The 16,179-nt window shown below is 36.0% G+C and carries 13 protein-coding genes, 1 pseudogene and 1 riboswitch; of the genes and pseudogenes, 9 read left to right on the top strand and 5 right to left on the bottom strand.

Annotated elements, in window-relative coordinates; all coding sequences use genetic code 11:
- The first annotated feature begins 232 nt into the window (after positions 1-232).
- A riboswitch (purine riboswitch) is annotated at positions 233-334 on the top strand.
- A gap of 271 nt (positions 335-605) precedes the next feature.
- A complete protein-coding gene (locus tag AN964_RS12740; RefSeq protein WP_055740038.1) occupies positions 606-1,901 on the top strand; it encodes an NCS2 family permease in 1,296 nt (431 codons plus the stop codon).
- A 176-nt stretch (positions 1,902-2,077) separates the two neighbouring features.
- Here AN964_RS12740 and AN964_RS12735 read toward each other — a convergent pair whose 3' ends face one another.
- Together AN964_RS12735 and AN964_RS12730 are read right to left on the bottom strand one after the other, a co-directional pair.
- Positions 2,078-2,272, bottom strand: a complete 195-nt coding sequence (locus AN964_RS12735) for an alpha/beta-type small acid-soluble spore protein (protein ID WP_055740037.1) — start codon at positions 2,270-2,272, stop codon at positions 2,078-2,080.
- Positions 2,273-2,366: 94 nt separating this feature from the next.
- Positions 2,367-3,482, bottom strand: coding sequence for a CAP domain-containing protein (locus AN964_RS12730; RefSeq protein ID WP_055740036.1), 1,116 nt, complete (start codon positions 3,480-3,482; stop codon positions 2,367-2,369).
- A 229-nt stretch (positions 3,483-3,711) separates the two neighbouring features.
- Between AN964_RS12730 and AN964_RS12725 the strand changes: the two genes are divergently transcribed.
- From AN964_RS12725 to AN964_RS26390, 4 genes and pseudogenes are all read left to right on the top strand, one after another.
- Entirely contained in the window at positions 3,712-4,431 is a 720-nt protein-coding gene (locus AN964_RS12725) for an MBL fold metallo-hydrolase (RefSeq protein WP_055740035.1), read from the top strand.
- A gap of 61 nt (positions 4,432-4,492) precedes the next feature.
- Positions 4,493-5,251, top strand: a complete 759-nt coding sequence (locus AN964_RS12720) for an aminoglycoside adenylyltransferase domain-containing protein (RefSeq protein ID WP_055740034.1) — start codon at positions 4,493-4,495, stop codon at positions 5,249-5,251.
- Positions 5,244-6,006 (top strand): annotated as a pseudogene (locus tag AN964_RS12715) (class I SAM-dependent methyltransferase). The gene AN964_RS12720 and the pseudogene AN964_RS12715 overlap by 8 nt, the downstream one beginning before the upstream one ends.
- Positions 6,003-6,200, top strand: a complete 198-nt coding sequence (locus AN964_RS26390; protein WP_367591785.1) for a DUF5694 domain-containing protein — start codon at positions 6,003-6,005, stop codon at positions 6,198-6,200. Before AN964_RS12715 ends, AN964_RS26390 begins: the two are co-directional and overlap by 4 nt.
- A gap of 29 nt (positions 6,201-6,229) precedes the next feature.
- Here the strand turns inward: AN964_RS26390 and AN964_RS12710 are convergent, their stop codons facing one another.
- Positions 6,230-6,799: a DNA-3-methyladenine glycosylase I gene (locus AN964_RS12710; RefSeq protein ID WP_055741236.1), complete on the bottom strand. Its 570-nt coding sequence runs from the start codon at positions 6,797-6,799 to the stop codon at positions 6,230-6,232.
- Between the two features lie 27 nt (positions 6,800-6,826).
- Complete coding sequence (locus AN964_RS12705; protein WP_055740033.1) at positions 6,827-7,270, bottom strand: YaiI/YqxD family protein; 444 nt, start codon at positions 7,268-7,270, stop codon at positions 6,827-6,829.
- A gap of 274 nt (positions 7,271-7,544) precedes the next feature.
- Between AN964_RS12705 and AN964_RS12700 the strand changes: the two genes are divergently transcribed.
- The 4 genes from AN964_RS12700 (at position 7,545) to AN964_RS12685 (ending at position 14,756) form a co-directional block, all read left to right on the top strand.
- A complete protein-coding gene (locus AN964_RS12700; RefSeq protein WP_055740032.1) occupies positions 7,545-8,006 on the top strand; it encodes a nucleoside 2-deoxyribosyltransferase in 462 nt (153 codons plus the stop codon).
- A gap of 251 nt (positions 8,007-8,257) precedes the next feature.
- Positions 8,258-9,535 carry a metallophosphoesterase family protein gene (locus tag AN964_RS12695; protein WP_055740031.1) on the top strand — a complete coding sequence of 426 codons (1,278 nt, stop codon included), beginning with the start codon at positions 8,258-8,260 and terminating at the stop codon, positions 9,533-9,535.
- Entirely contained in the window at positions 9,532-13,050 is a 3,519-nt protein-coding gene (locus AN964_RS12690; RefSeq protein WP_055740030.1) for a YhaN family protein, read from the top strand. Before AN964_RS12695 ends, AN964_RS12690 begins: the two co-directional genes overlap by 4 nt.
- Positions 13,051-13,286: 236 nt before the next feature.
- Positions 13,287-14,756: a nicotinate phosphoribosyltransferase gene (locus AN964_RS12685; protein ID WP_055740029.1), complete on the top strand. Its 1,470-nt coding sequence runs from the start codon at positions 13,287-13,289 to the stop codon at positions 14,754-14,756.
- A gap of 70 nt (positions 14,757-14,826) precedes the next feature.
- On the opposite strand, the gene AN964_RS12680 is transcribed toward AN964_RS12685, so the two are convergent.
- Positions 14,827-15,960 (bottom strand): hypothetical protein, encoded by a 1,134-nt coding sequence (locus AN964_RS12680; RefSeq protein WP_055740028.1) that lies wholly within the window; start codon positions 15,958-15,960, stop codon positions 14,827-14,829.
- Between the last annotated feature and the right edge of the window lie 219 nt (positions 15,961-16,179).

Below are 16,179 nucleotides of genomic sequence, written 5' to 3'. Positions count from 1 at the left end.
CCGTATACGGAACCGTACGTACGGTGGTGTGAGAGGTCGGGGGTTAGTCACCTCCTCCTACTCGATTGGGCTGTGTTTTTGCTTTTGGCTGAATATTTGCCAAAAGTGCCTGAATTATTCCTGGCGGTGGATGAATTATTATTTACGATTCAGTAATTTAGGAATTATTGCCTGTATGAAAAATTAGATTAATTACAGTTTATAGGATTATATTGTATTAAGTGTCACTTTCAGTATAATTAACAACATGTCTTGTATATGATTAGGAATACGGCCTAATTGTTTCTACCAAGCTGCCGTAAATGGCTTGACTACAGGAGTTTTGTTATATTTAAAAATAATATCATAATCATAACATAAAACTTCTGAATCATAATGGCAGCTTCCGTAATATGCGGGGGCTTTTTTTATATTCTTTCTTCTATTCTATGGAATAGGGAAAATCTTTTGATGTTGTAATTATTCTTTATATTCATTCAAAAAAAAACGATTTACTTGTAAATCAACAAAATCGATCCATTAAAGTTTTGCTCATATTATATACTTTTGCGGCTATTCTAATTGGTACAAGATGTATTGTTCTTATAGAAAGAGAGGATTTTTTTGTGAAAGCTTTTTTTCATTTTGATCAGCGCCATACTTCTTATAGGCAAGAAACAGTAGCAGGAATAACTACATTCTTATCGATGGCATATATTTTAGTAGTCAATCCGTTAATATTAAGTCAAGCGGGAATGGATAAAGGTGCGGTTTTCACTGCAACCGCGTTATCTGCCATTATTGGATCCCTTTTAATTGGATTGTTAGCAAATTTCCCGATAGGAATTGCTCCTAGTATGGGTTTAAATTCCTTTTTCACCTTTTCTGTTTGTATCGGGATGGGAATTCCATGGCAAACAACGTTAACTGGGGTTTTTATCGCAGGTATTCTTTTTATTTTGTTAAGCTTATTTAAAATTCGCGAAATCATCATTAACATTATTCCAGAGGATTTGAAATATGCCATTTCTGGTGGTATTGGCTTTTTTGTTGCTTTTATCGGGCTAAAAAATGCGGGTCTTGTTATTTCGAATCATGATACCATTATTTCTTTAGGAAATTTAGCAAAGCCAACAACTATTTTGGCCATTATCGGATTTATCATCACCATCATCATGATGATGAGACGTATTCGAGGGGCAATTTTTTATGGAATGGTCATTACAACGATTATCGGGATCATATGGGGAGTAATTGATAAACCTACTCATATTGTTGGTGAAATACCAAGTCTATCTCCGACTTTTGGAGCAGTATTTTCTCATTTACATGAAATCTTAAGTCCAAAAGTTTTGGCAGTCATCTTTACTTTTTTGTTTGTTGCCTTTTTTGATACAGCAGGGGCCTTAATTGCTATTGCAAGTCAGGCGGGTTTAATAAAGGATAATAAAATACCGAATATTGGTAGAGCTTTATTAGCTGATTCAGCATCTATTGTTGTTGGTTCTGTTCTCGGAACTTCTACGACAGCATCAATGGTGGAATCGAGCGCGGGTATTGCAGCAGGAGGCCGAACAGGATTTACTTCTGTCATTATTTCTGTGTGCTTTTTCATCGCATTATTTTTTTCACCTTTACTATCCATTGTAACATCTGAGGTTACAGCTCCAGCCTTGATTATAGTCGGGGCATTAATGGCAGCGCAAGTAAAACAAATAAATTGGAATCGCATTGAAATTGCAATTCCTGCATTTATAACGATAATTATGATGCCACTTACTTCAAGTGTAGCAACTGGAATTGCACTAGGGTTTATCCTTTATCCAATAACCATGATCGCGCTTGGAAAATGGAAAGAAATTCATCCTTTAATTTATGTATTATGTCTTGCCTTTTTGGGATATTTTATTTTTATTGTGTAAGGGGATCTTTATACGGTTTCAAAAGACCTACTCATTAAAAAAATGTCTTTATAAAGATTCAAAAGACCAACCCGAGGGAAAATTCCGGTACAAGTTGTACGCACAGTCCTACGAATAACATAAACAAAGGGTGTCCTAATCTTACTAGGACACCCTTTACTTTTGAAATCACAAGTTTATTGACCTTGTTGATTTCTTAATGCTTGTTCAGCGTAAGCAATAAGACGTTTGGTCATTTCGCCGCCGACTGAACCGTTAGCTCGAGCGGTCGTATCAGCACCAAGTTGAACTCCAAACTCATTGGCGATTTCTTCCTTCATCTGATCCAGAACATTTTCTGCACCAGGAACCAAAAGTTTGTTTCTAGCCATGATACATCACTCCCGACGAAGTTTTGAGCAAATAAATGCTCCTACTTACTATTGCCAAATACACGGTGTTCATACTAAAATCTACATGCATAAACTATTTTGAATAAAAATCCTCCGTGTAAAATGGCTGTTCTTCTTGGTTAAATGCAACTCCAACCCCTAAATATTGATAATTCTTCTGAAGTATATTTTCCCGGTGTCCGAGTGAATTCATTAGACCTTCATGGGCAAATATACTGCTAAGCTGTCCGTAAGCAATATTTTCGCCAGCTAAAAGAAAAGTGATATGATCCTGTTGCATTCGGTCGAACGGTGATCTTCCTTTTAGGTCGTTATGATCGAAATAGTTATGTTCGGCCATATCTGAACTATGATCCCGTGCAGTTACTTGAACATGCTGATCCCATGATAAAATAGGTAGATGATGCACCACGCGAGAAGCGTTTGTTAAATCAAATAATTGATATTCAAAGCCTGTTTTTAATGCAGTACTTGCTTTAGTATAGAACCCTGTTTTCTCTTGTTCTACTTTTTTGTTAATCAATTGAATGGCAGTTACTCTGTTTTGCTGATATTTATCATAAAAAATCGTTACATAGGCACCATCGACCAAAAACACATCATAATCGCTTTTTTTATCAAATTGATAAATGGTAAATCCCTTTTGAATGCCGGTAAGTGGGGTGCCGAGCTTTTCCCGAACTATTTGTTTGGTGACGCCGATTTTAATTCCGTTTGTAGAAGAAATCAAATTTTGATTCGTATATAACCCAATCACCTTATTGTTTTTATCGTACATAGCCATAAAAAACTGTTGATAATGCTGATGATAAGTATTCCAATTTTCACCATACTCATTAAGGCTGGTTCGTTTTGGAGTTCCCGCGCGATGTTCAACATCTTTTTTGGTATCACCAAGTTCTATATTATCGACAGAAAAGATATGCTTAGTTGGAGTTTCTAATGAAACTTTGTCCTGGTTTGTTTCGGCTTTAGATTGATTACTATTATCCGAACCAAGCTGATCCAATAATTGTTTCACCTTATCGGAACCAGCTATAACGGTTGCATTTTGTTTTAAATTATTTATTTTAGACTGCAGGGAATGAATACTTTCCTGATAATCTTTTTTATGTAAAAAGTCTTTAATAGTTGGCCAGGAAAAAACACCTAAAGCAACGCAAATAACAAGCATAAGAAAACGACCCATATTTTTTCCTTCCTCCATTTCTACTAAAATTATAGCCAATCTAGTGAATGTATAATCATAGCGGACTTCTCATTTCCTTTTCCTGTTTCAAAAAGCAATTGATAAAGGATTTTTTGTAATTATGATAGAATATGTAAGGTGAACTACATAAAGTATACGGTTTATACTTCAAGTTGGAACCATTTTTTTATGGGAATTTTATATAATGTTGCCTTAGGAGGAAAAAAGTATGAAAGTAGCAAAAAATGTGGAAATGATTGAGTTAAATATCCAGGGTTTTCAAATCAATCCTACTTTGATTTGGGATGAAGAAAAGGCAATATTAGTGGATACTGGCATGCCTGGACAGGTAAAAGCACTTCAGACCGCGTTTGAAAATGCCGGAGTTCCGTTCGGAAAATTAAAAGCAGTAATCTTAACACACCAAGATATAGATCATATTGGAAGTTTACCAGAGATTCTACAAGAATGTGACTGGAAAATTGATGTATATGCTCATAAAGAGGATAAGCCTTATATTGAAGGCGAAAAACATATGATAAAAGCGGATCCAAATAGACTTAGTAAGGAAGCTTGGGAGTCTCTTCCAGAGCCAATGAAAGCTCTATATTTGAATCCTCCGAAAGCAAACGTTGATTATGTTTTAGAAGATGGTCAAGTGCTTCCGGAATGCGGAGGTATTGAAGTAATTTTCACACCTGGACACACACCTGGCCATATAAGCCTATATTTACAAGAAAGTAAAACACTTATCACAGGGGATGCCATGGTGATAGGAAATGGCACATTGCAAGGACCAGTTCCTCGGAATACTCCTGATATGGAAACTGCTTTAAAGTCATTAGAAAGATTCCTTGACTATGATATTAAATCCGTTATTTGTTATCATGGCGGTTTTACCAATGAGAATGTAAACGAACAGATTGAAAAAATCGTGAAAAGTATTTAGGTTGCATGGTGATGGCTTTTACGAGCCATCATTTTTTTCTATAAAAGGGGGAGGATGGAATATGTCTATAGAAAAATTTTTGCATGAAGTATGTTCCTTATTTCAGCATCGATTAGGGACTAATCTAGTAGGAATTTATTTGCATGGGTCATTAGCAATGGGGTGTTTTCAACCAGCAAAAAGTGATGTTGATGTTTTAATCGTTGTGAAAGAAACACTAACGATCAACCAAAAGCAAAATATAATTAGGGATATTTTGGAATTAACTGAATATAAGCTGGAGATGAGTATTTTACTAGAAAGGGACGTACAAGAGTTTCAGTATCCTACACCATTCGAGCTTCATTATTCCGAGATGCATAGGGAGAGATACTTATTGGATGAGAATTACCTTTGTAGTGATTCAGTGGATCCGGATTTAGCTGCGCATTTCGTGGTAACGTATGAAAGGGGAAGATGTTTATACGGTGCTCCGATTCATGAGGTATTTAACGCGATTGATCGAAAGTACTATCTTCAGTCTATACTTTTCGATGTAGATAATGCTGTTCAGGAAATTGTGCGTGATCCAGTATATTACACGTTAAATCTGTGCAGAGTTCTTTTCTATTTAAAAGAGGGTGTCGTCTCCTCGAAAAAAGAAGGTGGAGAATGGGGATTAAGGAATGTTCCTGATTCCTATAAAGAACTAGTAAGTGCAAGTCTATCACAATATACTAATCCCAGTATTCAAATTGACTGGAATCAGAAACAATTAATCGAGTTTGCGAAATATATGACGGAAACAATACGTTCAATCGGGAGGAAACATTATGGATAAAGATAATTTTCAAGAATACGAAGATCCTATTTTATACGATAAGGAAAATGATGATTATACAGATGAAATACCTCTCTTATTAAAATGGGCTACTAAATCAGTTGGGCCCAATTATTGATCTAGCATGCGGGACAGGACGGGCTACCATTCCGCTTGCAGAAAAAGGGTATAAGATGATAGGTGTTGATATACATAAAGGAATGTTAGCTACGGCGAGAAGAAAAACTGAAAAACTCCATTTACCAATTAATTGGGTGGAACAAGATTGTACTAGTCTTGATTTGAACGTGAAGAGTGAGTTTATTTATATGGTCGATAATTCCTTTCAACATTTTCTAACGAACGAGGATCAAGATAGATTGCTCACTTCGGTGAACAAACATTTAATACAAAACGGAATCTTTATCTTTGGGATAAGGTTTCCGAGTAACGAGGAATTATTGCAACCAAGCACGGAAGAGTTTTGGAAGTCATATCAAGACAATCAGAAAAAAGTAGATGTATACACGATAAGTAACTATGATCCCCTAAATCAAATTCAACATTATATTACGTTAAGAAAATATATCAGTGACACCGGGGAAGTAATGGACATAAAAACAACCAATATCAAATTACGGTATGTTTTTCCTAAAGAAATGGAAAGATTGCTCAAGGAAAATGGTTTCGAGATAATCGATGTATATAAAAATTGGAATGAAGAACCGATAACAAATGATAGTTACCAGATGGTGTATGTTTGTAGAAAAAAATAGAATTTATTTTAAATCAATTAGCTACTGTACAACGAAATCTAATCATGTTTTCTAATCTTGCAGATCTGGCTACAAGTCCCAATGAACGCATCCTGCTTATTGTAGGAGCAGCACATGTCGAAATTTTATCCAACTTTATAAAAGAATGCGGCTTGTTTGAGCTTGAAGAAGTGGATAAATACCTTTATGGATGAATAAAAAAAGGACTAAATTGTCCTTTTTTCTATTTTAATGAGTGGATTTTTTTATAACAATCACATGTAACAACATGATCATTCACCAAACCAGCTGCCTGCATAAACGAATAGCAAATCGTGGAACCGACAAATTTGAAACCGCGTTTTTTTAAATCCTTGCTCATTTTATCGCTGATTTCTGTTGTTGCAGGTACTTCACTTAAATCATTGAAGTGGTTTTGAATCGGTTTGCCGCCAACAAAAGACCACACATAATCTCGAAATGAGCCGAATTCATCGACTACTTTTAAAAATGCCTTCGCATTGGTAATCACTGCATTAATTTTTAGCTTATTTCTGACAATCCCTTCGTTATGTAAAAGCTCGTCTATTTTCTTCTCATCGTAAGTAATGATTTTTTTTGCTTCAAAATTGTCAAATGCTTTCCGGTAATTGTCTCTTTTCTTTAAAATCGTATACCAGCTTAGACCAGCCTGTGCTCCTTCCAGGTTTAAAAATTCGAACAGCAAGCGGTCATCATATACTGGAACACCCCATTCATGATCATGATAATCAAGATAAATAGGATCTTGATTTACCCATCCACATCGATTCATATCCAAAACTCCCCCATCCATTAAATATTATTCCAGGCCAATTATCTTTCTGAACATCTGCCTGAATTTCTCACGATCTTCATTTGTAAATGCTTTAGGACCTTTTGTACGTTTCCCGCTTTTTCTTTCCATGGCACTTAAGTATCGGGATTGCAATAATTGATCGATATTTTCGTTGGTATAAAGAAATCCTTTATGATGTATGATGGTACATCCTTTCGCCAATCCAAGAGAAGCAAGTCCATAATCTTGAGTGATAATGAGATCTCCCTTATGAGCAAGCTTCATAATACGATAGTCCGCAGCATCAGCACCGGTATCTACATAAATAGTTTCGACACCTTCAGGATAAACCTCCGATGAATAATGAGGAAAACTTGTAACAAGTATAACGGGAATATCTGCCCCAGTTGCCTCAGAAATAACGATATTTTTTACTGGACAAGCATCTGCATCGACATATATTTTCATGCTTTATTCTCCTTAAAAAAAATAAAACCATCAAATACAATATATTTTACTATAACCTATTTTTCTATTCATATCATTCCTAAATATGATTTAAGTAGGGGGATACATGTTATCTAAGAAATGTGTTTGGATTGTTCAACCACCATCCTATAGATTGTTTTTATCACATTAAGAGTATCAGAAGAATCTTTATGACATTCAGCAGCATTTTCATCCATATAATGTTATGGGTCTGTTAGTTGATTGGATATTTTATTAGGAGGATGCCAATTTAATGGAAAATGTGAAATCAAAAGTGGTGAGGGTATTTATTGCAAGCCCTTTTTTTAATCAAGAGCAAATTGATAGGGTGCAGAGATTAGAAAATGCGTTAATGAGGAATCCTTATGTAATAGATATTTTTTCAGCCAGATTTCATCAATTTGAACAGCTAAAATTTGGCTCAAAGGAATGGAGAAGAGCTACCTTTCATAACGATCTTAAATTTCTGCGGAGAGCGGATGTTGTAGTGGCTATCCATGATTTTGAAGGATCGAATGTTGATAGCGGTACTGCTTTCGAAATCGGGTATGCCTATGCGTTTCAAAAACCTATTATTCTCATTAATGAAAAAGGTTCACCTATTAATTTGATGTTGTCAGATAGCTTGCATGCTTATTTGAACAGAGTAGAGGACGTTGCGTTGTATAATTTCTTACAAATGCCCTATATTCCATATGAGGGGCAAGTGATTTAATTATCTATAATTGCTAGACGTTACGGAGAGCTGTCTTATGGCGGCTTTTTTTACGTTTTATAGAATAAATAATGCTATCGTAAGTAATGATTTGTAACTGTGCTTAAAAAAGGACGATTCGAATATGGTAGATTGTTAAAAATAGTAAAAGATTTTTCATTCTATCAATTTCTTAAAATTGTCGATTCTTATGGTAAAATGGAAGAAAAATAGAATGAAATGACATTGGTTGTTAGCAAGGAGGGATAGCTTTGGAATTTACATTTATTCACGCAGCCGATATCCATTTAGACAGTCCATTAAGAGGCTTGGAAAAGTATGAAGGGGCTCCTGTCGAGAAAATACGGAATGCGACGCGAGAGGCATTTCAACATTTAGTAGATGTAGCAATTGAAAGAAACGTTGCATTCCTTGTCATTGCAGGTGATTTATATGATGGGGATTGGAAGGATTATAACACCGGTTTATTTTTTATCAGCCAAATGAGCCGATTGCAAAAGGAAAATATTAAAGTGTTCCTCATTCGCGGAAATCATGATGCGGCAAACTTGATCACAAAAGAATTAAAGCTGCCGGAAAATGTCATCGAATTCTCGGTTGATAAACCTGAGACTTTTATAATGGAAGAGCTGCAAGTTGCTTTACATGGACAAGGATTTGCCTCACGAGCTGTAACGGAAAATATCGCAAAAGCCTATCCATCTAAAATGGAAGGGTATGTAAACATTGGTCTATTACATACGAGCGCGACAGGTCGTGAAGGTCATGAAAGCTATGCACCATGTTCTTTAGATGATTTAAAGGAAAAAGGCTACGATTACTGGGCATTAGGGCATATCCACTTAAGAGAAGTACTCCATGAAAAAAATCCCGTTATCATCTTTCCCGGAAATATTCAAGGACGACACATCAAGGAGACCGGACAAAAAGGATGTACGATTGTAACTGTAAAGGATGGTCAAATTCATCACTATGAGCATCAAGACTTAGATGTGCTTCGATGGGAAGTTTGTTCAGTAGATGCTTCCTCTTGCGAAACAGTGCAAGATATCGTGATAACGGCACGAGAAAAACTAGAGGAACTCTATCAAGATTCGGAAGGCAGATTCTTAGCCATTCGCATCCGAATTACCGGATCTACGGATGCACACCAGGCTTTATTAGTAGATAGAGAGCATGTCATCAATAACTTGCGTTCACTGGCCCTAGAAGTAGGATATGGGGATATTTGGATCGAAAAGGTAAAAATCGAAACAACCCGAAAAATGGATATTGAGGAATTAAGAGAAAAAAGCAGCCCAATTGCAAGTATACTAGACTACATTGAAGGGCTTAGTCAGAACGAAGAAATATTCGAGCTGTTGCTTCAGGAATTTAAAGATTTGCAATCTGCACTGCCTAATGAGCTCAAAAGCGGGGAAGATGCTTTTGATTTCTCTAATCCGACAATTCTTACCAATAGGCTAAAAGAAGTAGAGGAGTTAATTTTGCACTACTTAACGACAAAGTCTGGGGTGGAAACGGCATGAAAATAAATTATTTAAATTTACAGGCATTTGGTCATTTCACGGATTACCATGTATTTTTTGATGAAAATAAAAATTTTCATTTATTATATGGCCCGAATGAAGCCGGGAAAAGCACGATCCTGCGTTCCATCTCAAACTATTTATATGGTTTTCCGAGACAAACGACAGATGCTTTTCTCCACAGCAATTCGAAGCTAAGAATTGAAGGAGAACTGCAAAAAGAAAATGGCGAGAAACTGCAATTTACCCGCAGAAAAGGAACGAAAAATACGGTATTGGATGTAAATAACAATCCACTTGATGAGAAAATCGTTGCATCCTTTTTAAATGGAATATCAGAGCAGCAATTTACAAATATGTTCGCATTAGATCATGTCCGACTAAGAGAAGGCGGGGAAAGCCTGTTACAGAGTGATGGAAATGTATCGCAAAGCTTATTTTCAGCCGCGTCGGGAATCAATGCACTTCGAAACGTTTTGGAGGAATTAGAATCCAGGACAGGCAATCTTTATGGAAAAAATAAATCTAAAACTGCCATAAACAGTGCTTTAAAAGAAGAAAAAGACTTAACAAAAAAAATTACCGAAAATCAATTGAAAATACAAGACTGGAAAGATCTTGAACGAAAGTTTTTAGAAGGTAAAAAAGAAATTGAAAAGCTAAAAGAAGATATAAAACAATTAACAAAAGAGGAAAATAAATACAAACGTTTGAAGCAAACCTTGCCGAAAATCGCACTTCGCAAGGAACTGCTTGAAAAATATAAGGAGTTAGCTACTGTACCTGACTTACCGGAAGGAATGGAAGAACTTCGCAAGGAAAATTCGCAAAAATTAGAAGCAGCAAAAGCCGCTAAGAAAAATGCAGAAGAAGAACTGCAAAAAACTGTACGGTTATTGCAAAATATTATTATTCCAGATGGAATTCTTGAACAAAAGACGTTGATTGAATCTTTATATCGGGATAGCTCCAGTTACCAAAAAGATGTAAAGCAGCTTCCTGTTCTGAAAGGAAAATACCGACAATTAGAACAAACCATCTTTGCAAAGTTAAAGGAACTGGGACGTGAAACCGTTAATATTGACATTGTTGAACAATACAGGGTCAATGCTGAACTGAAAAAAACGATACGCGAATTGGCAGAACAAAAGCCAGTCCTAGAAGCGGGCGAAAAAAACGCAAGGGAAGAATATGAATCTCTTGAAAAGGAAAGAAAGAATAGTCAATTCGAATTTCAACAATTGAATGAAGTTGTGAATCTCGGAGATTTAGAATCTGTTATCGATAAGGCGAAAGCAGAAGGTAATCTAGATAGAATATTAAATGAAAAACAAACTGAATTGCATCAAATCGAACATCAAATTTCCGAACTCATTCGTAATCTACCACTTTTTGATGGAACAACGGATGAATTACTGCGATTAAAAGTGCCAAATTTGAAAGAAACCGTGAAGAAGTTTCAAAAGCAATATGAGGAAATTTACCATGACATTCAGCAATTGAATCAAAAAATAGGGGATGAAAATGCTTCTATTGAAAAATATGAAAAGAGAATTCGCGAACTGGAGTCCCTTACAGATATTCCAACTATATCAGAGCTTGATGGAGCAAGAAGCCATCGAGATACAGGCTGGCTTGTGATACGCCAAAAGCTGAATACAGGTGATGTTGACCAAACGGTACTTGCTCAATTTTCAAATGGCCTTCCAATTGATATGGCATTTGAGAAGAGCATCCAAAAAACAGATGAGATTGCGGACAAGCTGCGCACCGAAGCAGAAAAAGTTGGGGAAAAAAACAAGCTGCTTGCTGATATTGAAGCAGGTAAAAATAAAGTTCAAACTCTTACATCTGAATTAGAATGTGCAAACGGAAAAATGGACGTTTGGAAAAAACAGTGGAAAGAACATTGGCAATCCGCGAAGATAGAACCGCTAACTCCGGATGAAATGTTGGAATGGCTGGATAAATATAATACGATTCTGGAATTAAATCATAAAAAACAAATTACGTTAGCACAATTAAAGGATATAAAGGATAAACAGACTAATCTTTTCATACTATTAAAAAATACACTTGCCGTACTTGGAACTAGTACTGAATTTTCTACCCTTGAGGATGTAGTGCACTTTGCTGAACAAACAAGAAAACGATTAACAGATGAGAAAAATAAGCGGGATCATTTGCAAGAAACGTTGAAAAATGTAACCGGAAAGCTTGACCTTGCCAGTGACAAAAGGAACCGTGCAGCAGAAAACTTAAAAAACTGGCAAGTAAACTGGGAGAAAGCGATTGAAAAATTGGGTATCGCTAAAGAAACCTCGCCAAATGTTGTAAAAGAACTGTTAGAGACATTTGAAGCTTGTGTTCAGCACTATGATGAACTGAAACAGACTGAAAAAGACATCATTGCTATAGAAGAACGGATTTCAACATTTGAAACCAGTGTAAAAAGCATGGAACAAAATGTTTTGACCAATCTAGTTCCACATGCGATGGATCTTGCTGTTTCAGATTTATTTAAAGTGTTGCAACAAGCTCAAAAGGATCAAGTGGACATTGCAAATCTAAATAAACAGATTGCCCAAGCAAATGAGAAGATAAAAGCGGCAGAACTCCAAATGACGGAGGCAAACAGTGCCCTAGAAAAATTGCTAAAACAGGCAGGCTGTGATTCAATCGAAGAATTGGAAAAAATCGAGTCAGCTTTTAAACAAAAGTGTGATATTCAAGGGAGAATTCAATTAATTGAGGAGCAAATAATTGAATTAGGCAATGGCCGGATGCTAGAGGAGCTTTTGGAAGAGGCGGATCTTGCCAATAAAGATACATTAGATATGGAATTAGAGGACATTCAGAAACAATTATATGCATTAGATCAAACCCGTTCGGAAATAGAACAAGCTCATGGGGTTGTGAAAAATGAGTACTTGGAAAAAATCGAAGGAGCGAGCTTCGAGTCAGTAAAGGCAGCAGAGGAAAAGCAAAGCAAGTTAGCTGCTATAGCAAATTACACAGAAGAGTACGTTACTTACAAATTGGCCTCTATTTTATTGCAAAAAGGGATTGAATTTTACCGAGAAAGCAATCAAAGTCCTATATTAAATCGGGCAAGTGAGATTTTCCGTCGATTAACATTAGGTTCCTTTGACGGAATAACCGTAGAGTACGACAAAAAAGACCAACCGGTAATAATGGGAGTTCGTAATCAAGACGAAATGGTAGAGGTTTCCGGCATGAGTGACGGGACAACAGATCAACTTTATCTATCATTAAGAGTTGCAAGTATGGAACATTATCTTCGAGAAAATGAACCAATCCCATTTATTGTAGATGACATCCTGGTTCATTTTGATGATGATCGGTCGAAGGAAACATTAAAAGTTTTATTAGAGCTATCAACACAAACACAGATTATCTTCTTCACTCATCATTACCGCAACATCGAGCTAATGAAGGCAATTACAGCCGACAATGCTTATCAATTAACAGAATTAAACACCGTAACAGTATAAAGGACAGCTAATCTGTCCTTTTCGTTTAATTAGATTCAATAAAGCTTACGTAATATTCGCATAATTTGTCTAATTAAAAACATGAATCATCAAGAATATCTATAAACATGTGGTGATGAAAATAATAAAATGAGCATTAATAATCATTGTGAACAAATAATTTTTGAATGCACATTTGCTGAAAGGGAATTATGGAAAGATAAGTACAATAATATATTAACATTTGGAGGGAACCGATGTTAAACAAATTTCCGGATGATAGCTTAGCACTTCATACAGACTTATATCAGGTGAACATGGTGGAAACCTATTGGGATGATCATATTCATAATCGTAAAGCGGTGTTTGAGCTTTATTTTCGAAAGATTCCATTTGGAAACGGGTACGCTGTATTTGCAGGCTTGGAAAAAATCATTGAGTACTTGAATCAATTTCATTTTAGTGAAAGTGATATTGCTTATTTGCGGGATGAACTAGGTTATGAAGAGGACTTTTTAGATTATCTGAAAACATTGAAGTTCACCGGTAAGTTGAGAGCTATGAAAGAAGGCGAGTTAGTATTCGGAAATGAACCGATTCTGCGTGTAGAAGCTCCACTTGCCGAAGCACAATTAATCGAAACGGCACTGCTTAACATTGTTAATTATCAAACGCTAATCGCGACAAAGGCGTCGAGAATAAAACAAGTTATCGGTGACGATACTGCCATCGAATTTGGAACAAGGCGTGCACAAGAAATGGACGCAGCAATTTGGGGAGCGAGAGCAGCTTTTGTTGGAGGATTTGAGGCAACAAGCAATGTAAGAGCAGGAAAACTATTTGGGATTCCTGTATCGGGTACTCATGCTCATGCCATGGTTCAAGCATATCGGGATGAGTATACAGCGTTTCATAAATATGCAGCACGACATAAGGACTGTACCTTTTTAGTTGATACATATGAAACGTTAAAATCCGGTGTACCAACTGCCATAAAAGTAGCGAAAGAACTTGGAGATAAAATTAATTTTAAAGCGATTCGCCTTGATAGCGGAGACTTGGCTTATCTTTCAAAAGAAGCAAGAAAAATGTTAGATGAAGCTGGTTTTAAAAAGACAAAAATAATTGCATCAAATGATTTGGATGAATACACCATTATTAATTTAAAATCCCAAGGTGCAAGAATTGATGGATGGGGAATCGGCACGAAACTGATAACAGCCTACGACCAAGCTGCTTTGGGCGCAGTTTACAAATTGGTTTCGATTGAAGATGAGAATGGGGAAATGGTAGATACGATCAAAATTTCAGGAAACCCTGAAAAAGTAACCACTCCCGGATTGAAGAAAATTTATCGGATCATTAATCGGATTAACCATAAATCAGAAGGCGATTATATTGCCATGGAAGATGAAAAACCTGAGCAGGAAGAGCGACTAAAAATGTTTCACCCTATTCATACTTATATTAAAAAGTTTGTCACCAATTTCGAAGCGAAAGAACTTCATCATGACATTTTTGTAGACGGAAAACTGGTCTATAATCTTCCAGACATAAGGGAAATTCAACAATTTGTAAAAAATAACTTGAATTTATTATGGGAGGAATATAAGCGATCCTTGAATCCGGAAGAATACCCGGTCGATTTAAGTCAAAAATGCTGGGACAATAAGATGGAGAATATTGCAAAGGTAAAAGAAAAGGTCGCGATCAGTATTCGAAAATAAAAATTAGATCACATCCTTCATTAGTGATGTAATATGTACGGTGAAAAGAGGAAGAAGAGCATTGTTAGACTTAAAACCCTGCTCCGTCTTCTTTCTTTTTTATTTTCTTTTGTTTGCCTTGAAACCATTTATATAATTGGATGGCATAGTACACAAAAAGGAACCACCCACAAATGATGTACAAATACTTAATAACAGCAATGTGAAATGAGTGGCGAGGGTCTGCTGACAGAAAGCTGCCAATCAAAATACCAACTGCGAGAATAATGGCATCTCTTATTGGGAAGTACCATTTAACTCTTTTTATATATAAATACATAAAAAGAAGGTATAAATAAGTGAAAACAATAGCAAAAAAGTTACCGTTGTAATCCGAAAATTCCTTTCCTGTAATATCCCAATAGGGAGACCAAAAACATATAATCATGATTTGTAGCAAGGAGAGTATGGTAATAAAAATAATGCTCTTTTTTTGGCGTTTCCGGATTTGTATTTCTTCGAGTTGTTTTTGCTCTTTTGTCACAAACACATTGTTCGTATCTTTAGACTCTGACCCAATGACAAAGGGGAGTCTTCCTTCAAAAACCTCTTTTGGTACTTGTTCTACTGCTTCCGGTGTGTTGGGAATGGATGTTAACGCTTTGCCCGTCTGGAAAATGGTTACATTGTGCTCCTGAAACACTTGTAGCCATTCATCCAATGTGGCTTGCTCCCCGTGACTAAAACATACAACTTTTTGTTCATTATTCGAACTTAGCCCATATATCATCAATTTAGCCATTCTTAATGAAATCGTTTTGGGTATCTCTCGACCAGGGACTTTTCTGTAGGTTGTTTGGTAATCCACCCCAATTAAAACATAGTTAATCTTGTCATATGGGAGAAGAACATATTCTTCATGATTATTTTTTTTATCTTTAAAATAATATTGATATCCTTGATCAGTAAGGTTAATTTTAACAATAAAATCTAGGTAGATTTTAAGATTCCTATAACTGAACCAAGAAAGTCCGAGTGGAATGAAACTAAGCACCAATAAGAAAATAGACAGACCCATTCCGTCCATGATCCATTCTTTAATCGATATATACAGTAATCCTACCCCAAAAAGAAACAAAAAAGAGATAAGCACTATATGAGCTACAATTGCCCACTTTGGCAATTGATTAGTAAAACCACGCTTTCCGTCCGTCTGCATTTCCATTTACATTTTCCTCCTTTTATTTGTTATTTTACCAGAAATACAGATAGGTAAATGTGCTTATTTCTTTCTCAGTATGTTAGGGGAATTCAAAGAGATACAGCATAGGGGATAAAGGAATTTTTGCAGAAACGCTTTGTAAGTTTAAAGGGTATTTATTGAAGATTCCCCATATAAAATGGGAAAACCAGCCAACAAAAATAGGATGTTGACTGGTTGAAA

The sequence above is a fragment of the Heyndrickxia shackletonii genome, assembly GCF_001420715.1.
GTDB classification, from domain to species: domain Bacteria; phylum Bacillota; class Bacilli; order Bacillales; family Bacillaceae_C; genus Margalitia; species Margalitia shackletonii.
This window is presented reverse-complemented; position numbering and strand designations above follow the sequence as displayed.